This is a genomic window from Pseudoalteromonas sp. T1lg21 (assembly GCF_002964625.1).
In the GTDB taxonomy this organism is placed as follows: domain Bacteria; phylum Pseudomonadota; class Gammaproteobacteria; order Enterobacterales; family Alteromonadaceae; genus Pseudoalteromonas; species Pseudoalteromonas gelatinilytica.
In genome coordinates this window covers 514,109-534,797 of record NZ_PQBX01000060.1, presented here as the reverse complement: position 1 = coordinate 534,797, position 20,689 = coordinate 514,109, and the positions used below count along the sequence as shown (strand labels likewise).

Annotated in this window: 16 protein-coding genes and 3 tRNA genes; 11 read left to right on the top strand and 8 right to left on the bottom strand. The window is 42.1% G+C overall.

The window, feature by feature from the left end:
• Positions 1 to 8 precede the first annotated feature (8 nt).
• The 9 genes from C2M25_RS16450 (at position 9) to nth (ending at position 9,160) form a co-directional block, all read left to right on the top strand.
• Positions 9 to 85: transfer RNA gene (locus C2M25_RS16450), tRNA-Asn, on the top strand.
• A gap of 182 nt (positions 86 to 267) precedes the next feature.
• Positions 268 to 2,211 (top strand): EAL domain-containing protein, encoded by a 1,944-nt coding sequence (locus C2M25_RS16445; RefSeq protein WP_105181590.1) that lies wholly within the window; start codon positions 268 to 270, stop codon positions 2,209 to 2,211.
• Between the two features lie 176 nt (positions 2,212 to 2,387).
• Positions 2,388 to 2,969: an electron transport complex subunit RsxA gene (gene rsxA / locus C2M25_RS16440; protein WP_063707046.1), complete on the top strand. Its 582-nt coding sequence runs from the start codon at positions 2,388 to 2,390 to the stop codon at positions 2,967 to 2,969.
• Position 2,970: 1 nt separating this feature from the next.
• A complete protein-coding gene (gene rsxB / locus C2M25_RS16435) occupies positions 2,971 to 3,525 on the top strand; it encodes an electron transport complex subunit RsxB (RefSeq protein WP_063707044.1) in 555 nt (184 codons plus the stop codon).
• Positions 3,526 to 3,533: 8 nt separating this feature from the next.
• Positions 3,534 to 6,104 carry an electron transport complex subunit RsxC gene (gene rsxC / locus C2M25_RS16430; protein ID WP_105181589.1) on the top strand — a complete coding sequence of 857 codons (2,571 nt, stop codon included), beginning with the start codon at positions 3,534 to 3,536 and terminating at the stop codon, positions 6,102 to 6,104.
• Complete coding sequence (gene rsxD / locus C2M25_RS16425) at positions 6,101 to 7,156, top strand: electron transport complex subunit RsxD (protein WP_105181588.1); 1,056 nt, start codon at positions 6,101 to 6,103, stop codon at positions 7,154 to 7,156. The genes rsxC and rsxD overlap by 4 nt, the downstream gene beginning before the upstream one ends.
• Positions 7,156 to 7,791 (top strand): electron transport complex subunit RsxG, encoded by a 636-nt coding sequence (gene rsxG, locus C2M25_RS16420; RefSeq protein ID WP_105181587.1) that lies wholly within the window; start codon positions 7,156 to 7,158, stop codon positions 7,789 to 7,791. The genes rsxD and rsxG overlap by 1 nt, the downstream gene beginning before the upstream one ends.
• The gene (locus tag C2M25_RS16415; protein WP_063707035.1) at positions 7,791 to 8,489 is read left to right on the top strand and encodes an electron transport complex subunit E; all 699 of its coding nucleotides are present in this window, start codon (positions 7,791 to 7,793) and stop codon (positions 8,487 to 8,489) included. The genes rsxG and C2M25_RS16415 overlap by 1 nt, the downstream gene beginning before the upstream one ends.
• A 38-nt stretch (positions 8,490 to 8,527) precedes the next feature.
• Positions 8,528 to 9,160 carry an endonuclease III gene (gene nth / locus C2M25_RS16410; protein ID WP_105181586.1) on the top strand — a complete coding sequence of 211 codons (633 nt, stop codon included), beginning with the start codon at positions 8,528 to 8,530 and terminating at the stop codon, positions 9,158 to 9,160.
• A 120-nt stretch (positions 9,161 to 9,280) separates the two neighbouring features.
• Here nth and C2M25_RS16405 read toward each other — a convergent pair whose 3' ends face one another.
• Positions 9,281 to 10,618 (bottom strand): S10 family peptidase, encoded by a 1,338-nt coding sequence (locus tag C2M25_RS16405; RefSeq protein WP_234003593.1) that lies wholly within the window; start codon positions 10,616 to 10,618, stop codon positions 9,281 to 9,283.
• 438 nt (positions 10,619 to 11,056) lie between these two features.
• Between C2M25_RS16405 and C2M25_RS16400 the strand changes: the two genes are divergently transcribed.
• Positions 11,057 to 12,976, top strand: a complete 1,920-nt coding sequence (locus C2M25_RS16400) for an aminotransferase class V-fold PLP-dependent enzyme (RefSeq protein ID WP_105181585.1) — start codon at positions 11,057 to 11,059, stop codon at positions 12,974 to 12,976.
• A 207-nt stretch (positions 12,977 to 13,183) separates the two neighbouring features.
• A complete protein-coding gene (gloA, locus tag C2M25_RS16395; protein WP_063707028.1) occupies positions 13,184 to 13,582 on the top strand; it encodes a lactoylglutathione lyase in 399 nt (132 codons plus the stop codon).
• A gap of 10 nt (positions 13,583 to 13,592) precedes the next feature.
• Here gloA and C2M25_RS16390 read toward each other — a convergent pair whose 3' ends face one another.
• The 7 genes from C2M25_RS16390 to C2M25_RS16360 form a co-directional block, all read right to left on the bottom strand.
• Entirely contained in the window at positions 13,593 to 15,830 is a 2,238-nt protein-coding gene (locus tag C2M25_RS16390; RefSeq protein ID WP_105181584.1) for an ATP-binding protein, read from the bottom strand.
• Complete coding sequence (locus C2M25_RS16385) at positions 15,827 to 16,990, bottom strand: sugar ABC transporter substrate-binding protein (protein WP_105181583.1); 1,164 nt, start codon at positions 16,988 to 16,990, stop codon at positions 15,827 to 15,829. Before C2M25_RS16385 ends, C2M25_RS16390 begins: the two co-directional genes overlap by 4 nt.
• Before the next feature lie 68 nt (positions 16,991 to 17,058).
• Positions 17,059 to 18,207 carry an ABC transporter permease gene (locus C2M25_RS16380; protein ID WP_105181625.1) on the bottom strand — a complete coding sequence of 383 codons (1,149 nt, stop codon included), beginning with the start codon at positions 18,205 to 18,207 and terminating at the stop codon, positions 17,059 to 17,061.
• Positions 18,208 to 18,209: 2 nt separating this feature from the next.
• Complete coding sequence (locus C2M25_RS16375) at positions 18,210 to 19,136, bottom strand: ABC transporter ATP-binding protein (protein WP_062567026.1); 927 nt, start codon at positions 19,134 to 19,136, stop codon at positions 18,210 to 18,212.
• Complete coding sequence (locus tag C2M25_RS16370; protein WP_105181582.1) at positions 19,133 to 20,080, bottom strand: HlyD family secretion protein; 948 nt, start codon at positions 20,078 to 20,080, stop codon at positions 19,133 to 19,135. Before C2M25_RS16370 ends, C2M25_RS16375 begins: the two co-directional genes overlap by 4 nt.
• A gap of 216 nt (positions 20,081 to 20,296) precedes the next feature.
• Positions 20,297 to 20,372 (bottom strand) — tRNA-Glu (locus tag C2M25_RS16365).
• A gap of 167 nt (positions 20,373 to 20,539) precedes the next feature.
• A tRNA-Glu gene (locus C2M25_RS16360) sits at positions 20,540 to 20,615 on the bottom strand.
• Between the last annotated feature and the right edge of the window lie 74 nt (positions 20,616 to 20,689).

Sequence of the window (20,689 nt, the reverse complement as noted above, 5' to 3'; positions counted from 1 at the left end):
TATTTAGTTCCCCCTTAGCTCAGTTGGTTAGAGCGACGGACTGTTAATCCGCAGGTCCCCCGTTCGAGTCGGGGAGGGGGAGCCAACTCCACGAATCCATTAAACTTTTTATCTACTACTATTCGTCGATTGTATTAGACTTTAAAGCACTTATAATCTAACCTAATTTTAGTTTATTCTGTATTATGCTTTAGAATACAACGACTATACTTAAAGCAATCAATCAAGGAATTGATTCCTTCCTTTAGGCTTTTAAAAGATAAGAACATGGCTGGCTTTAAAAAACTAATTTTCATACAACTTATATCTTGGTTGCTGTTTGCACTTTTGGGCGGTTACTTTATTGCACTAAGCTTTGATAGCGCAGTCAGTGATGCTCAGCAAAAAGCACAGCGTGTCGTAAACGCATATATAAATACGCAAACAATTGAACAACTTGCACCAGAGAAAATTCAAAAAGCATTTGCCGATGGCAGTACCTTTTCTAAGCTTGTGATCCGTGATCAATCGGGTCAAGTGGTAGGCATGGTTGAATCAAGCCAGTCCCTGCCCTTGTTTGCAGAAATAGTTAATAATAGTTTTAATTCAATTCGTCCTCAGTTTGCCGTAAACCAAACATCCGACATTAAAGTCGAATTCACGATTAATGCGCATAATCTTGCTAGCCTCTTACAAGAGTCTTTATTCATTGTCATTTTGATTTCAGGCCTTATCGCCCTACTTCCTATTATTTATATGAAGAGCATGTTTCGCCGCCTTAATCGTAAAATTAGCACCACGATTTCGGATATCGTTGACATTTACATTAACCAAAATCAAGTTAATGGCGACCTTGAACAAGCAATGGACACCACGCGTCTAAAAAAACTAAGCAAAGATTTAATTCCTTCTTTCAATCGTCTATCGCATTTCTTACAAACTAAACATGATGATATTCAAAACAATGCACTAAGCATTAAAAAAGAAGCGTATAAAGATGTAGTCACAAACCTTGGCAACCGTAATATGTTTGTTGAGTACTACGAGAAGAATATTGAAAACGCAGAAAAAAGTACCTTTGGGTCACTTGCCATGGTGCGTTGTAGCGAATTGCAAACCATAAACCAAACCCGTGGTTACCAAAAAGGTGATGAATACGTAAAAGGTGTGGCCGATATTATTAAACATATCAGTGGCACATACACTGGCAGTCAGGTTTTTCGTTTAAATAGCTCAGATTTTGCAGTGGTATTGCCAAATACCCCACTTAAAGAAGCAGAGCGTTTCGGTGACAACTTACAATCACGCTTTACACAGTATCAGCAAAACCAAGAATTAAGCTCAGTAGCCAATACGGGTATTGTCGGTTACGAAAAAGGTAAGCCGCTTGGTGAATTGTTATCGATTGTTGATAACGCAATGAGCATGGCGCAATCAAAACAAGCGAACGCATGGCATGTACAGCGTGAAACTGACTTAGTTAATAATGCCAGTGCTGGTTTTGGTAATCAAAACTGGCGCAAAGTGATTAACGAAGTAATAGAATCAAAACGTGTACACTTAGTGATGCAAAACATTATGCCGATAGGTAAAAGTGTTAAAGCTTATGCTGAGATCCAAGTGCGTTTTAAAAGCGCAGAAAACCAAATGCTACCGACCGCCTCTTTCCTGGCTATGGCTGAAAAATTAGAAATGGCAATGGAAATTGACCGCTTAATTATCGATAGCACTCTGGAAAAGGTCAAAACGCGTAACTTCTCTGAAAAATTCTTCGGTATTAATGTTACAGCTTCAAGTGCTCACAATGATCAATTTGTGATCTGGCTAGAACGTCGACTTTTAAAAGACAGCAATATTGCCTCAAAACTGGTATTTGAAGTCAGTGAGTTTGGTTTACAACAAAACATTAAAGCAAGTAAGCGCTTTATCGATATGGTTCACCGTGTTGGTGCACGCATCACTGTAGAACGTTTTGGTGTGGGATTAACGTCATTTAAATTCTTTAGAGACTTAAAACCAGACTTTATCAAAATGGACGCAAGCTATACTCGCGGCCTTGAAGAAGATAAAAATAACCAATACTTCATGCGCTTAATGGTGGATTTAGCTCACCGCATTGGTGTGAGTGTATTCGCTGAAGGTGTCGAAAGCCAAGAAGAAAAGCATATTATCGAAACACTGTGTCTTGATGGTGTGCAAGGTTATTACATCGAAAAGCCAAAAGACATTTAGCCCCCTCTTAAAGGCCCAAAAAACCTTACTGTTTTTGGGCCTATTCCATCTATTAACTTAGCTTTAACACTTTAATCGTAAACAGCTTTGTTAATTTTAGCTATTCGTCCCTCATGTGTTGTGTCAGCCCCCATAAAAAAGGATAATAGAGCCGTTTTTATTCTCGTGAGGCACGCATGACAGAGTATGTCTTGTTATTGATTGGCACTGTGCTAGTCAACAACTTCGTTTTAGTTCAATTCTTAGGTTTATGCCCTTTTATGGGTGTATCGGGTAAGTTAGATACCGCGATTGGTATGTCTTTAGCCACAACCTTTGTACTTACACTTGCCTCCGTGACCAGTTATCTGGTGAATCATTATATTTTGATCCCGCTGGATATCGCGTTTTTACGTACCATGAGCTTTATTTTAGTGATTGCTGTTGTCGTGCAATTTACCGAAATGGTGGTGAGAAAAACCAGCCCGACACTTTATCGCTTATTAGGGATTTTCTTACCGCTTATCACCACCAACTGTGCGGTATTAGGTGTTGCCCTACTTAATATCAAAGAAGACCACTCATTTTTACAATCTGCTGTATACGGCTTTGGTGCTGCTGTCGGCTTCTCTATGGTGTTAATACTGTTTGCCGCATTACGTGAGCGCTTAGCCGCGGCTGATGTCCCTGCTCCTTTTAAGGGTGCTTCAATTGCGATGATCACCGCAGGTCTTATGTCGATGGCCTTTATGGGTTTTACAGGATTAGTGAAGTTTTAATATGACCTTGTTTTATGCTTTGATAGCGTTAGGTTCATTAGCGCTTATATTTGGTTTAATTTTAGGTTTTGCTGCCGTGCGTTTTCGCGTTGAGAGCAACCCTATCGTTGACCAAATTGATACCATTTTACCGCAAACACAATGTGGCCAATGTGGTTACCCTGGTTGTCGTCCCTATGCAGAAGCGATTGCCAATGGTGACGAAATCAATAAGTGCCCACCAGGCGGCGAAGCCACGGTAAAAAAACTCGCTGATTTAATGGGTGTTGAGGCAAAACCGCTAGCTGGCGGTGAGCAAGCAGAGCCAATTAAAACAGTTGCCTATATTCGAGAAGATGAATGTATTGGCTGTACCAAATGTATTCAAGCCTGCCCTGTTGATGCCATTGTCGGCGCAACCCGCCAGATGCACACTGTATTAATCGATGAATGTACCGGTTGTGACTTATGTGTTGAACCATGCCCTGTAGACTGTATTGATATGCTGCCTGTTAAAGAAACCAAACAAACCTGGAAATGGCAATTAAACGCAATCCCTGTGACTCAGGTAGATTAGGAGCACAGATGGAAAAGCTAATAGATCAAATTAAACAAGGTAAAGTGTGGCCATTTCCTGGTGGTATTCACCCACCGGGTCAAAAACAACAATCAACAACGCAAGCCATTACAAGACTGCCGCTACCAGACAAACTTGTTGTATCACTAAAACAACACATTGGTGCTAACGGTAAGCTGATTGTGGAAAAAGGCCAGCAGGTTCTTAAAGGTCAAGCATTAACTAAACCAAGCGGCAATTGGTCTGTGCCTGTGCACGCGCCAACATCTGGGCTGATCAGCGATATTTGTCCAATGCCGTCAGCTCATCCATCAGCGTTGCCTGAGCTTAGCGTTATTATTGAACCTGATGGTGAGGATAACTGGTGCGAGCTTAACCCTGTGACTGATGCCAAAGCACTGTCGCATGATGAACTTGTTGATGTTATTCATCAAAGCGGTATTGCCGGTATGGGCGGCGCAGGTTTCCCAACCTATGTAAAAGCAGATACACGTAAAGCCATTGAGTTTTTAATTGTTAATGCCGTTGAGTGTGAGCCTTATATTACCGCTGATGACATGCTAATGCGCGAACATGCCGATGGCATAGTTGCCGGCATTGAATTAATGCAGCAGCTGTTAAGTCCACAGCTGACAATTATTGGTATTGAAGATAATAAACCCGATGCCATTACAGCCATGAAACAAGCTGCACAACATAACGACGGCATCATAGTGCAAACAGTGCCAACGGTTTACCCTTCTGGCGGTGAAAAACAGCTAATTAAACTGTTAACGGGTAAAGAAGTACCAAGTGGCAGTATTCCAGCCGATATTGGTATGTTGGTGCAAAATGTCGGTACCTTGTTTGCGGTAAATCAAGCCGTATATGAAGGTAAACCTCTGATAGAGCGTGTAGTAACCGTAACGGGTAACACCATTCATAAACAAGGTAATGTGTGGGCTTTACTAGGCACCGAAATTAAACATTTATTAGACTGCCAAGGTTTTTCACCGGTTCCACAACAACGTGTGGTCATGGGCGGTCCAATGATGGGCTTTACCCTCCCCACCGTGCGCATTGGTGTCGTTAAAACAACTAACTGTATTTTAGCGCCAGATCACCAAGAGCTTGCTGAGCCGGGTGATGAAAAAGCCTGTATTCGTTGTAGTGCCTGTGCAGATGCCTGCCCTGCTTCATTGTTACCTCAGCAATTACAATGGTTCGCTAAGTCAAAAGAATACGACAAACTCAACGAGCACAACTTATTCGATTGTATTGAATGCGGTGCCTGTGCTTATGTATGCCCAAGTGAAATCCCCTTGGTACAGTACTATCGCGTTGCCAAAGCCGAAATTAAAGAGCAGCAAGCAGAGCAAATCAAAGCAGAGCGAGCAAAAGAGCGTTTTGAAGCGCGTAAAGAGCGTTTAGAGCGCGAACAAGAAGAGCGTCAAAACCGCCACAAACGTAAGCCGGCTGCTAAGTCAGATGACGAAAAACAAAAAGTGGCCGATGCACTCGCCCGAGTTAAAGCTAAATCTGATGATACAGACAGCAAATCAGCCGTAGCCGCAGCTATTGCCCGTGCAAAAGCGAAAAAGCAAGGTGCAGAGCTTGAGCCTGATAACTCTGAGGTAGCTAAAGAGCGTGCAGCTCGCAAAGAACAGGCGCGTAAATACAAAGAACAGAAAGCATTAGAGCAAGGTGAAGAAAGCGTCGATAAAGACGATAAAAAGTCTGCGGTTGCTGCCGCTATTGCCCGTGCTAAAGCGAAAAAAGCGGCACAGGCTACTGAGAGTCAAGCTGAAGAAGCAGCACCAGTTGATGACAAAAAAGCCGCTGTTGCAGCTGCTATCGCGCGTGCTAAAGCGAAAAAAGCAGCGCAAGCTGCTGAGAATCAAACTGAAGCTGAAGCAGATAGCGCACCGGTCGATGACAAAAAAGCTGCTGTTGCTGCTGCAATCGCGCGTGCTAAAGCGAAAAAAGCAGCACAAGCTGCTGAGAATCAAACTGAAGCTGAAGAAGATAGCGCGCCAGTTGATGACAAAAAAGCTACTGTTGCAGCTGCTATCGCCCGTGCTAAAGCGAAAAAAGCAGCTAAAGAGCAAGCGCAGAGTGACGACTCTTCACAGCAAACTAATGATTCAAGTGCTGAGGCAGATGCCCAGCCACAAGCTGACGCTCCTGAATCTAACGAAGATAAGAAAAAAGCCGCCGTTGCTGCCGCTATCGCTCGCGCCAAAGCAAAAAAAGCCGCTAAAGAGCAAGCACAGAGTGACGATTCTTCAGAGCAAATAAATGATTCAAATGATGAGGCTGATGCCAAGCCGCAGTCTGATGCTCCTGAATCTAGCGAAGATAAGAAAAAAGCCGCTGTTGCAGCTGCCATAGCTCGAGCCAAAGCGAAAAAGGCCGCTAAAGAGCAAGCGCAGAGTGACGAATCATCAGAACAACTTGATGATTCAAGCGATACGGATGATTCAAAACCGCAGGTTGATGAACCTGAGTCTAGCGAAGATAAGAAAAAAGCAGCGGTCGCTCGTGCCATTGCAAGAGCTAAAGCGAAAAAGTTACAACAAGAAGGAAACGATAAGTCATGAAACTAACCATGGCGAGTTCGCCGCATAATCATAGCCATAAATCATTAAGCCGATTAATGATGACAGTGATTGCTGCGTGTATTCCAGGCTTAATCGCGCAGGTTTTCTTCTTTGGTAGCGCTGTGTTAATTCAGCTTGTTCTCGCGCTAATTACAGTTAGCGCCTGTGAAGCCGCTGTATTGCTGCTTCGTAAACGCAAAGTTTGGCCAACACTTAGTGATGGCAGTGCGTGGTTAACAGGCGTATTACTGGCGTTGAGTATTCCGCCTTTAGCGCCTTGGTGGATTATCGTAATTGGCTGTATGTTTGCAATTGTTATTGTAAAGCAGCTTTATGGCGGCCTTGGCTTTAATTTATTTAACCCTGCTATGGCAGCTTATGTATTACTACTTGTATCGTTTCCGGTGCAAATGACCAGCTGGTTACCTGTTAGTGATTTACTTGCATCTCCGATAAGCTTCTCACAGCAACTGTCTGTTATTTTCAATGGCTTTACCAGCGCTGGTTTTAGTGTTGATCAATTACGTGTAGCGATTGATGGCACAACCATGGCAACACCGCTTGATACCGTAAAAACAGATGTCGCCCATCACCTAACGGTGGCTGAGAGCATGAGTAAGCCTCTTTTTAATGGCTGGTTTGGTCTTGGCTGGGGCTGGGTTAACCTCGGCTTTTTAGTGGGTGGGCTTTATTTATTAAAAGCTAACATCATTAATTGGCATATCCCTGTTAGCTTTTTAGCCTCATTGGCCGTGTGCAGTGGTATTGGTTATATTGCAGCTCCTGGCACAGAGCCAGGCGTGGTATTTCATTTATTCAGTGGTGCAACGATGTTAGGGGCATTCTTTATTGCTACCGATCCAGTTTCTGCATCAACAACGAATAGAGGCCGTTTAATTTACGGTGCGTTAATTGGTCTACTTGTTTACTTAATTCGTACTTTCGGTGGTTATCCTGATGCTGTGGCATTTAGTGTATTGCTGTTAAATATGGCGGTACCTTTAATTGATTACTACACGAAACCACGTACTTACGGCCATGGGGTGAAATAATGATCCTTTCCTCAATGACTAAAAACGGCGCTATTCTTACAGCATTTGCGCTCATTACCACAGGCACTGTGGCCCTGACTCATAGCCTGACTGCAGAGCGTATTGAAGAGCAAGAAAAGCAACAACTTGCAGAGCAGCTGCAACAAGTACTTGATGCCCATCATTATGACAATCAACTATACAAAGATTGTGTCGTGATCACCGATGAGCGCCTTGGGCCACGTCCAGAGCAAATAATCTACCGCGCCTACAAAGATAATAAGCCGTATGCTTTAGTAATGCGCCATGTAACACCAAGTGGTTATAGCGGCGATATCAACTTATTAACGGCGGTTTTTGCCAATGGTGAAATAGCGGGTGTTCGTGTCACTAAGCACGAAGAAACACCGGGCCTTGGCGATAAAGTTGAGGTCAAAAAATCAGACTGGATCACCCTTTTCAAAGGCCAAAATGTACTTTCTGAAGATGACAGCCGCTGGGCAGTTAAAAAAGATGGTGGCCAATTTGATCAATTTACTGGTGCAACCATCACACCGCGTGCCGTTGTCGGCTCGGTTAAACAAGCTGTGCTGTTTGCCCAAGCTGAATTTGATAACTTGTTTGCTGCGCCAAACATCTGTCAAGGAGCCAAGTAATGAGCCAAGTTAAAACCTTATTTAAAGATGGCATGTGGGCCAATAACCCTGCCCTTGTGCAGTTATTAGGCTTATGCCCGCTACTTGCTGTTACTTCTACGATTACCAATGCATTAGGCCTAGGTTTAGCAACGTTATTAGTACTGGTTGGTTCTAACGTCACCGTATCGATTGTGCGTAACTGGGTGCCTAAAGATATTCGTATTCCTGTTTTTGTGATGATCATCGCAGGCTTTGTAACGATAGTTCAGCTAATGATGAATGCCTATACATTTGGGCTTTATCAATCATTGGGGATTTTTATTCCACTAATTGTTACCAATTGCGCCATTATCGGCCGCGCAGAAGCATTCGCCTCTAAAAATACCGTGCCACTTTCAGCCTTTGACGGACTGATGATGGGACTTGGCTTTATGTTAGTTTTAGTGGTGCTAGGGGCAATGCGTGAGCTTATTGGTCAAGGTACGCTGTTTGATGGTGCTGATTTATTATTAGGGCCATGGGCTGCTGCACTTCGAATTGAAGTATTTAGTTTTGATAACCAATTTTTATTGGCAATTTTACCACCGGGTGCCTTTTTAGGACTTGGTTTACTGATTGCTGCAAAAAATGTCATTGATACACAAATAAAATCTAAGCAAATTGTTACTCCAGAAGTAGAAAAAGGCCCAAGAGCCCGAGTAACAAGTTTAACTTAAAGGAGAGCACGCACCGTCACTGCGTGCTTTACGCCACCATGAATAAAGAAAAACGCTATGAGATCTTATCTCGTCTACGTGAGCAAAACCCGCACCCAGAAACAGAGCTTGAATACTCAAGCCCGTTTGAGTTACTAGTTGCGGTTACCTTATCAGCACAGGCAACAGATGTGGGTGTTAATAAGGCAACCCGTAAGTTATTCCCTGTTGCTAACACGCCTCAAGCGATTCTTGATTTAGGCCTTGAAGGCCTTCGCGATTACATCAAGACCATTGGTTTGTTTAATTCTAAAGCCAACAATGTCTATAAAATGTGTGAGATTCTGGTCAATAAACATAACTCAGAAGTACCAGAAAATCGTGAAGCACTTGAAGCATTACCGGGTGTTGGCAGAAAGACTGCAAATGTTGTTTTAAACTGTGCCTTTGGCTGGCCGACTATTGCTGTTGATACGCATATTTTCCGCGTATCTAACCGCACTAAGTTTGCTATGGGTAAAGATGTGGTGGCTGTAGAACAAAAATTAGAAAAAGTGGTACCTAAAGAGTTTAAGGTCGATGTACACCACTGGTTAATCCTGCATGGCCGCTATGTGTGTACTGCTCTTAAACCTAAATGCGGCAGTTGTATTATCGAAGACTTATGTGAGTTTAAGGAAAAGACTGAGTAGTTAAAATCTACTCTAAGACAAACAATTTTAAGGTGATGTTGCTCACCTTTTTCTATCACCTCAGTAAGTTCATTTTGCAGATTGTGCCAAACACAAGGTTTGGCACAATAAGCCTAGCCATTATCGCTGGTTTTGGCTCACCTGCTTTTTAATAAACTCTCGCGTATCTCTTAACAGCGCCACTCTTGCTGGTTCGTGAACATACATCATGTGACCACCATGGTAATAATGATAGTCAATTTTATCAGCGTATATACCGTGTCTGTTTAAGGTGTATTCTGCATCAAAAAATGGCGTGACAATATCGTAATACCCTGAGGCAACCATCACTTTCATTTGTGGGTTGCTGCGAAGCACATAAGATAAATCCGGCGCAGTGTTGACGTAAGTTGGCTCCCAGCCTTGTCCATCAGGCGCTGTGCGCCAGCGCCAGTTATCTGATAGCTCAGGGTCACCTGGGTTTAAGTATTTTCTTTTCCACTGTACGTTTAAATCTGTACGCATGTATTTCATCAGTGCCGCTTTATATGCCGGCCCTATCACTTTTGACGCATCTTGCTTAGGAGCCGCGGTTAAATCGTCTCTTTCATCAAGCTTATAACGTCCATCAAGAAAGCCTACTGCGACACCCTCATCACGCAATAACTCTTTAGCGAATCTAAAAGCGTTAATGCGTAAATCAACCTGCTCAATATATTGTTTGCTTAGCCCTGTATAACGGTGAAGACCGTCAACAATTCGCGTTCTGTCAGCTTTACTAAGGGCATTACCCTTAAATAATGCTGGTAGTAATTCATCAACTGCAAATTGTCGGCTCGCATCTATAAACGCTTCAAAATTTCCTGATGTGTCTACTTTTTTATGATACCAAGCAGTTGCAGCAAGTGTGGGTATGTAGGTGATGTAAGAAATGATATTGTCATCAACATAAGGGCTTGAACCTTGATAGTCTAAAGCTTGTGACACAAAAATAATGCCATTTACATTAATCAAGTGTTTATCCATAAGCACTTTAGAAACCGCAGCAGCTCGAGTTGTTCCATAGCTCTCTCCCAATAAAAATACGGGTGCATTCCAGCGATTTTCTTTTGTTAGCCACTGGGCAATAAAATCAGCGATAGAAAATGCATCTTCTTTCAAGCCCCAAAATGCTTTGCTCTCAGTGTCACCTAAAGCGCGCGAGTAACCTGTACCAACAGGGTCCACAAACACCATATCAGTCACATCAAGTATCGTCTCAGGCGCATCTTTTAATTCGTAAGGAGCCAATCCAGGAGCCGTTGCATCGCTTGGTACCACGACTCGTTTCGGACCATAAGCGCCCATATGTAACCAATTAGACGATGAGCCCGGGCCACCATTCCAGATAAATGTGACGGGTCTGTTCTTGTTGTCATCTGCGGCTAGGTAATCAAACGAAAAGATAGCAGCTTTAGGCTCTTCGTTTTTGTTTAACAAATAAGTTTCACCGGCTACAGCTTTGTATTTCAGCTTGTACCATTAAAGGTGCCTTTATGCTGGGTCACAAATTTAGTGGCTTCGGGTATCGATTTTTTATTGTTTGAATCTGAGACTTCATCTGCATTAACTGCGTTCGTACAAAACGCAAACAATGTAGAGATGACTACAATTTTGAAATTGGCAACATACGCCATGTTTTATTCTCCCTAGCAGGCTTATCTGTATCTGGCTTGAGTGGTTTTATCGCTGAGTGCTCAATTAACCTTTTACTTAAGCATTACTTTTACAGTAAGAACATGTAATTTCAACTATCTGCGATTAACACGAAAAAAGTATAATCAGTATCGGAACAAAAAATATCAGCGTAATCATTTCACAAGCTTCCATCCTTTCGTTATGCTGTTGAGTAATGTGAAATTTTTTATATGAGTTGCTATGTTACCTTTACTTCGTATCTTGTTAATTGAACAAGATCCTGCCACCTTAAAAGAGCTTTCAACGAACCTAGAAAAAACAATCCCTAATTTTGAGCGAAGTGATGTTGATATCGACATTATTGAGTGCATAGAGCTCAAGCAGGCGTTGAAATATGTAGAGGAAGATGGCGATATTCAAGCTGTGGTACTTAGTTGGGATGTACTGAACAATGGCGAGCGCACCTATAGCCGTTTTATCGAGCAATTAAAAGGCATACGCCTTGAGCTGCCTGTTTATGTTATTGGTGACGATACGAAAGGCTTGGAAATCGTTAACGAGTCAGAAGAAATTGAATCTTTCTTTTTCAAAGATGAGGTCATTTCAGACCCTGAAGCAATCTTGGGCTATATGATCAATGACTTTGATGACCGTTCAGAAACGCCATTTTGGACCGCCTACCGTCGTTATGTGGGTGAATCGAACGATTCATGGCACACGCCTGGTCACAGTGGCGGTGCTAGCTTTAGAAATTCTCCGTATATTAAAGACTTTTATCAGTTTTATGGCCGTAACGTATTTGTTGGCGACCTGTCGGTTTCTGTCGACTCGCTTGGCTCATTATCAGACAGCACCAACACCATAGGCCGCTCTCAAGAATCAGCGGCGGCGACATTTGAAGTAAAACATACTTACTTTGTTACCAATGGGTCATCCACTTCAAATAAAATTATTTTGCAAACTTTACTGCGTAAAGGCGATAAGGTGATCATCGACCGAAACTGTCATAAATCAGTACATTACGGCATTTTGCAATCGGCTAGTTTACCTATTTACTTATCGAGTATTTTAAATCCTAAATATGGTATCTTCGCGCCCCCTTCATTGGCTGACATTAAGCAAGCGATTGAACAAAATAGCGATGCTAAATTACTGGTTTTAACCGGCTGTACCTACGATGGTCTGCTTAGCGATTTAAAACAAGTGGTTGAATTTGCACATCAGCACGGTATTAAAGTGTTTATCGACGAAGCGTGGTTTGCTTACTCGCTTTTCCATCCAAGTTTACGCCACTACTCAGCTATTAATGCTGGCGCAGACTATGTTACCCATTCGGCACATAAAGTGGTTTCAGCGTTCTCTCAGGCGTCTTATATTCATGTTAACGACCCTGATTTCGATGCCGATTTCTTCCGTGAGATCTACAGTATTTACGCCAGTACCTCGCCAAAATATCAGCTCATTGCCTCGCTGGATGTATGCCAAAAGCAATTAGAAATGGAAGGTTATAAATTACTGAATGCTCTGTTGAATCACGTTGCTGAGTTTAAGCAGCAAATGGCTTCACTGAAACATATTAAAGTGCTCGATAAGCAAGATTTCATGGATATATTCCCACATTTTAGTGGCGATAACATGGGTCACGACCCATTGAAGATTCTTATCGATATTAGTGAGTTACCGTATTCATTAAAGGATATTCATAAATTCCTGTTAGATGAAATTGGCCTTGAAATCGAAAAATATACACACAGCACCATTTTAGTTTTACTGACTCTTGGCGGCACACGCTCAAAGATTATTCGCCTTTACAATGCGCTGAAGAAACTCGATAGCGGTAAAGTAAAACTTGCCACTTCAATGAGGCGCACACGCCTACCAGAGAATCTACCCGCTATAGACTTAGCCTGTATTCCTAGTGATGCATTCTATGGCGAACGTGAATCTGTACCAATTAGCAAAAGTAACAACCGAATTTGTGCCGGATTAGTGACGCCTTATCCTCCTGGTATCCCGCTTTTAGTGCCGGGGCAACATATCACTAATGAGCATATCGAATATCTTAAAGAGTTGGCGGGTCAGGGCCTGACAATTCAAGGGAGCTTTGATGGCGAAATTTATGTACTAAAAGGTAAAGTGAAAAGCCAAACGTACGTTTAAACCTGAAATACCTCATTATTATGCAGCAATCCCTATTTATTGCTGCATAACATCACCCTTTTCATATCAAACACTTTGTCTCAATGCTACTGTGCATACAATCGAAATAATTTATAATCCATTTTTGATAATTCTAATGCGCAGCCTTAAACCATGCTGCGTTATTGAAATTGTGCGAATTTAAAGACAAAAAAGAGGATGCTAATAATGCGCTTATTACACACAATGCTTCGCGTTGCTGATTTAGATAAATCAATTGAATTTTATACGCAGGTATTAGGTATGAAAGAGCTGCGCCGTGCAGACAACGAAGAGTACCGCTACACCCTTGCTTTTGTCGGTTATGGTGACGAAAAAGATTCGACCGTGCTTGAGCTTACTTATAACTGGGATACAGACAGCTATGATTTGGGTAATGCATATGGTCATATTGCTATCGAGTTTGATGATATTTATAAAGCCTGCAAAGACATTAAAGCTGCTGGCGGTAATGTGAGTCGTGAGCCGGGTCCTGTAAAAGGCGGCACAACTGAAATTGCATTTGTTAAAGACCCTGACGGTTATGCGATTGAGTTAATTCAGAAAAAAGATAACACCACTTTTTGATTCATACCGGCTATTTCAGCGATTGCTGAGATAGCCATTTTGCGAGTGCTTTTTCAAGTTCAGCAAAATTAATTGGCTTTGCGATATGGTCACTGATACCAATTTTTGCGCTTGTTTCGATGTCGTCTTTCATAGCATTAGCACTAACCGCAATAATCGGCGTATCAAAATCTGGCCTTGCAAGTAAGTTTTCGCTGGCAGTTAATCCATCCATCACCGGCATTTGGATATCCATTAAAATCAGTGCGTAATCTTGTGTTAGGGTTTTCTCACAGGCAATTTGTCCATTTTCTGCCAATTCATAATTTAGACCTAATTGAGTTAAATACTTAGTGATAACAATTTGATTAATCGGGTTATCTTCGGCAATTAATATTGGCTTGTCGACGGCTTTAAAATCGAACTGAGTGTCTTCATCTGATTGGAGTACTTTTGCGCTAGCATCCTGTGGGTTTAGTGATTTAAAATTAACATTAATGGTAAACTCGGTGCCTTTGCCAAGCTCACTGTCGATAGCAATAGTGCCTCCCATCAAATCAATCATCCCCTTACTGATGGCAAGCCCAAGACCGGTCCCTCCATATTCACGAGTGGTGCTATTTTGCGCTTGGACAAAGGGATTAAACAGGGCCGTTATTTTATCTTCAGCGATACCTATGCCTGTATCTTTTACCGATAACACGACGGCTGTCTGGTGTTCATCTCGGCTTTGCAGAGTAAGCGAAAGAATTATCTCTCCTTGATTGGTAAACTTAACGGCGTTAGAGAGCAAGTTAATCAGCACTTGTTTAACACGTATTTCATCACATTCTACATTCAGCGAATGTAATGAGGAGACCTCAAGCCGGCAGCCAACCCCTTTGGCATCACAACTCGGTTTAAATAGTAAGATAAGGTCCTTGCAAAGCGCGACTAAATCACATTGTCGCGACTCGAGCTCTATTTTATTGGCCTCTATTTTTGAAAAGTCGAGAATATCGTTAATCACGGTTAATAACACATCACTACAGTTATTAATTTGCCTTACAAACTCTGCTTGCTCTTGTGTTAGCGTGCTTTTATTGAGTAGCTGCAAAAAGCCCACAATACCATTCATCGGAGTGCGTATCTCATGGCTCATATTGGCTAAGAATTGGCTTTTAACTTGCTCAGAGCGCTCAGCGCGAAGTTTTTCTAATTGCAATGAAGTAATTTGTATATCAATGGTATCAGCCATGCTGCTAAGCGAATCTGCAATATCTTTAAACTCTTGATAATGAAAATCGTCGGTATCTTGTTTGTAATTACCTAATGCATATTCTCGGCTAAGAGCAGTAATACGATTTAGTGGGTTATGAAGACGTGCCGTCAACCAACGCACTGAGATAAATGAAATAATAGAGAGTCCTACAATTAACAACCCTGCCAATATAGCCGTTTGCTTTACAGCGCTGGTATAGGTGGTTTTTGCTTCATTAATTTGGAACTGTAAACTGGTTGGCTTACCTGCAAAAAAAACATTACTGATTGAGGCCTGCCCCATTAATTTGCCGTTATCGCCAGCATCGCCCACGCTATATAAAATGTTATCTTGTGCAGTAATTTGTACCTGCTTACCCGCTTGATAAACCGGTTGCTCATTATGTATTGCAAGCCACTTTAACGCCTCTGATAAAGGCACAAAAGACACTAACACGCCCGTTTTGATTATTGGCTCACTAAGAGAATCTTGCTCATGTAACAACTTAGATGTAATTGCCAGTAAGGCATTTTGTTTTGCCTCGGCAGGCGTAAATAATTCACTAACTTGGGGGTTATCAATAATTTGAACTGTGTTTTGCTGTGTTGATGTTTTGGCGCTGTCGAGAATGCTTTTTGTGAGTTTATAGTTCAAATTTAAAGAGGTAATAGGGTAACCTTCAACTATAAACCCTTGATTATCAATTACAATCGATGCTTTTATCTGTGGGTTCTGGGCAACAAACTCCTGCAGTTGTACAAGCGCGAACTGTGAGTACACCACTTTATTGGGCAATTCTGTAATCGCTTTAGTGCTACTAAGCAATTGGCTGTTTTTCTCAAGCTTAAATAAGAGTTGTTCAAGACTGGCCGCATTATTTCTAGCTTGCCATTGCAAACTCGTATTTGCTTGGTCAATTGAGCTTAAATAGAATCGCCCTATCATCAAACCTGCAAGGATCAGCAGGGGAATAATGACCAGTAGTAATACACTGATAAATAAGGCGCGACTAAAGCGTGGACTACTCATTCATCCCCTTCATTGGCAATCGAACGCTCTGCCAACCCTTGCATAAAATGCCCCGTTTGTTCAGCAGTTAAGGCACCACTACCATAGCGAATAAAGCCTTTATTTAATACCTCCCACACGATGATCATAGATGCGGTAGAAGGCATAGGCTTTGTGAATTGTATGGCATCAATTAAGGTTGATAACTCAGTGCCTTGTTGTGCTTTAAGGTTATTTAAAACCTCAGTGTTAACTGGGATATCTTGAAGCTTTTGCCAAACCAGTGTTTGGAATTTTTCTGCTTGAACCAATTTAGCAAATTTGATCAAGCTCTCTTTATTTGCGCCATTTAAAGCATGGTTTGGAAATGCCAGCACAAAGGTTGAGTAATAAGGCTGCATATACTCACCATTGAGCTTCGGTAATTGTTGTATTCCTAAATTATTACCAAGCGCCTGCTCATACGTTTTTAATGCCCATGCACCATCAATGGTGAAAGCGGCTTGCTGCGCTTTAAATGCATTATTTGAGCAAGTGTAATCGCACTGCCTATCAACCAGGTTTTGTTTATTTAAACCCCAAACAAATTTGAGAGCCGATTGCATAGCCGGTGTATTAAGTTGAACTTGATTATCTACAATTAGGTCGCCATTAAAAGCCGATAAGAACGGGATAAACCAATACATCTCCATAAAACTCCATGTAACGAGTTTCATTTTTTCAGGCAATGTTGGTTGAATTTGGTATATATCCTGCCAATTTTCTATTGGCTCTTTAACAAACTGCTTATTATAAAAAAGTAGCAAGTGATTCCCTTGAATGATGGGTATACCTAAGAGCTCATTGTTTAACTTTGCAGTTTCTAAGGTTCGCTTGTCTGTGGTATCAGCTATGAGTGAGTCTGGAATGGTGCTGTAGTTGGCATATTTATCAAGGCCTAAGTGATCAGCGGGTACAATAACAACGTCTGTTGAGGTGCTGGTACTGGTATTTTGCACCAGCCTGACTTTTAGCGCCTTTTGGTCAACCAATACAGAGTTAACCGTTAAACCGCTTTGCTCTGCAAACTCACTAAGCAATTGGTTAAAATGTTCATGCTTCATGGTATGGGCTAGGTTTATCGTTGCTGCATAGCCATCAAACGTAACTAATAGCACCGCCAGCCAAAATACTCGCCACACGCTAATGTCTACTCAAAATGAATTAAAATTACTTTTTAGTTAAGCACATATGCCTTAAATTGCCCAGCCTAATCAAGGGTTTTCTTAAACCTAAATGCAGCCACAGCCAAGCCCAAAATAGTAAAAACTAAAAGCCAAAGTAAGTCACTGCTCATACTTATTAAATTAACATCTTTTAGCACGATTCCGCGTATTAATCTTAGGTAATGCGTTGCGGGCAGGCACTCAGCAAGCCATTGCGCTGCCTTTGGCATACCTTCATAGGGAAATACAAAACCTGACAATAAAATAGAAGGTAATAGAATGAAAATTGTCATTTGCATTGCTTGAAGCTGGTTTTTAGCGATTGTCGAAAGTACTAAGCCAAGCACTAAACTGGCACATATAAAGGCAAAGGTTGCGACAACCAATGCGACTAAACCACCTCCAAAAGGAATATGAAACAATAGCTTACCCATACCTAATATAATAAATAACTGAATAAAACCAATGAAGATATAAGGCACCACTTTACCAATCATTAATTCAAGTGAGCTTAATGGTAAGGTGATTAAGAGCTCCATATTACCTCGCTCTTGCTCTTTAACAATGGCAGCAGAGGTAAACATAATCATCGTCATGGTTAAAATGACAGCAGCTAGACCTGGCACAATATTCACCGCAGAGCGTTGCTCTGGGTTATAAAATAAGGTCGTCTCAAAGGTAGGGTAAGTTCGATTCGCAGGTTTATCGAGAAGCTCTGCAAGCGGCATATTGCGCAGCGATTTTATGCTCGACGCGACCATTGTATCTGAGCCATCAACTAACCAATGCGCAATTGGCCTGACTAACGACTCATTACTGCCATCAGGCAAACCAAAACCAACGGTTGGGTGCTGAGCAAGTCGGTTTGCCACATCGTGGGGTATAAACAGCACAGCACGCACTTTCGCACTAGCGATTGCTGTTTGTGCCTGTTCAATACTGTCGTAATAATCCGTCACTTTAACCACATTTGTCGCCGATACTGTTTGTACTAAAATGCGACTGAGCGCAGTTTGACTATGATCGACCACTGCAACAGGGATATCTTTAACGTTGGTGTTAATAGCGTAACCAAATAGAATCAGTTGGATAAGGGGGATCATCACCACCATCGCAAAGGTCATTCTATCGCGACGTAATTGTAATAATTCTTTGCTTACAATTGCTTTTATGCGGCTTAATGAAGTCACAATACTCATTGTCGGCCCTGCCCTGTGCAGGTAACAAACACGTCTTCAAGGCTTGGACGCACACTATTTACTTGCCACGTATCCTGACAGAATGATTGCTGTTTTATGAACTCAACGGGGTCTTGAACATCTTTTTTTACTAATACTCGCAGCTGTGCACCTAGCTGAGTTGCCGAGATAACATGGTCGATTGTTGCGAGTTGTTTTTTTAATTCTCTGGTTTGCGCCCCTGCGATTTCTACAACATGAGCGTGCATGTCTGTCATTAATTGCTTTGGAGAGCCATCCGCGCGTTTAATACCAGATTCTAAAATGGCTAAACGATGACAACGCTCGGCTTCATCCATATAATGAGTAGTGACTAATATCGTGGTACCGGCATTACTTAAATCAAACAGTGTTTCCCAAAAGTCACGGCGATTTTGTGGATCTACAGCCGATGTTGGTTCATCAAGAAATAAAATTTTCGGTTTATTAATCACTGCAGCAGCCAATGCTAAGCGCTGCCGTTGGCCCCCACTCATACTTCCGGCCATTTGATCGACTCTTTGATCAAGGCCATAGGTATGGAGCAATTCGTCAATTCTTTGTTGTTTTTGCTGCTTTTTAAACGGGTAAAGCGCCGCCATGAACTTTAGGTTTTCAAGTACGGTCAAGTCACTATAAAGTGAAAACTTTTGCGTCATATAACCGAGTTGTGTTCTGAGCTTTTCAGCATCTTTTGGCAGACTCAAGCCAAGCACATTGATATCACCTGAGGTTGGCTTCAATAGCCCCGTAAGCATACGGATTGCGGTCGTCTTACCACAGCCATTAGGGCCCAAAAAGCCATAAATTTGCCCTTGCTCAACGTCTAGATCAAGGTTATCAATCGCTTTTAAGTCGCCAAATTGTTTTACCAAACCTTTGGCATGGATCACCGATTCAGTCATGGCATAATCACTTGAGCAGGTACGCCTGTCGGTAAATTATTTTCACTTGTGGGTAGTGTTACCTCAGCAAGATACATTAATCGCGCACGCTCTTCCTGATTAAGGGCATAAAAAGGCGTGAACGCAGGCTCTGTGGCAATCCAGGTCAGTTCACCCTGAATATCTTTATCTATGCCATCAACGCGAACCGTAAGTGTCATCCCCTGATTGAGCTTGGCACGATATGGTTCAGGGATATATACGCGTGCGTAAGGTGCGCTGTTTGCTTGAATTATAACGACAGGGCTGCCTTTAGTAACTCGCTCACCTACGTGCCAAGGTAAATTATCGACCCTACCAGCACGCATCGCTTTAATTGTCAGATCTGAGAGGTATTTTTGCTGTACTTTTAGTTCTGCTTCTGCCGCCTGAACTTGCGCTTTCGCACTATTAATATCTTCAACGCGAGAACCATTTGTTAACTCATTTAAGTTCTGCTTTGCTGATTCTAAATTAGCAAAAGTCTCATCTCGTGCAGCGGTAGCACTGTCTAAGGTTTCTTGACTTGCGAGTTTATCTTTAACTAAGGTTTTTGCACGGCGAAAATTAGCTTCGCTTTGCGTATATGCAGCATTGGCTGCTGCTACTTTGGCTGATGCGGCAGCAACTTCTTCGGGGCGAGCACCATTCAATGTTTTTTCAAGAAATGCAGTGGCTTGAGCTAATTGAGCTTGTGCTTTAGCAACAATCGCTTGTTGTAGTTCGGCATCGAACTTTGCAATCACCTGCCCTTTTTCGACCAACTGGCCTGCTGAGACGGGTAAATCGATCAGTATTTCGTTAGTCGTTGCAGGATGGATCACACGCTCACGCTCAAGCGTTCCTAGCGCTACCCCCTCATTTGAGTCTGAGCAAGCAGTAATGACTAAAGAAATTAGTATGAGTACAACACGTTTAGCTAACATTTTAATTTCCTTATGGTTAGCTGATGAGTTGCTAAATACTATAAAGTAATAAAATGATCAGTAAAAGTGTTCAATAGGAATTAAAGTTTTATAAATATTTGGAGTCTATATCGTAAAGATATATGAGAATAAGGAATCTTAAGTCAAAAAACCTTAGTTCTATTTGAAATGATTTAAAAGATAGTCTTTCCAACACATTGACTTACTTAATGTAAGTGGCGTCCCCAAGGGGATTCGAACCCCTGTTACCGCCGTGAAAGGGCGGTGTCCTAGGCCTCTAGACGATGGGGACGCAGAAATTGGTTTGCAAATCACTGATTTGCTATTCCTGCGTAAGATGAGACCGAGCCTGAGAGGCGAATGGCCTTAGCTTAAACAGAAAGTTTCTGTGTCACTAGGACAACTGAATAGTTAGACTCGATTCAGACGAGCTTTTAATAACACAGCACTTAAACTAAGTGGCGTCCCCAAGGGGATTCGAACCCCTGTTACCGCCGTGAAAGGGCGGTGTCCTAGGCCTCTAGACGATGGGGACACAAAATGTGTCACTAGGACAACTGAATAGTTAGACTCGATCCAGGCGAGCTTTTAATAACACAGCACTTAAAG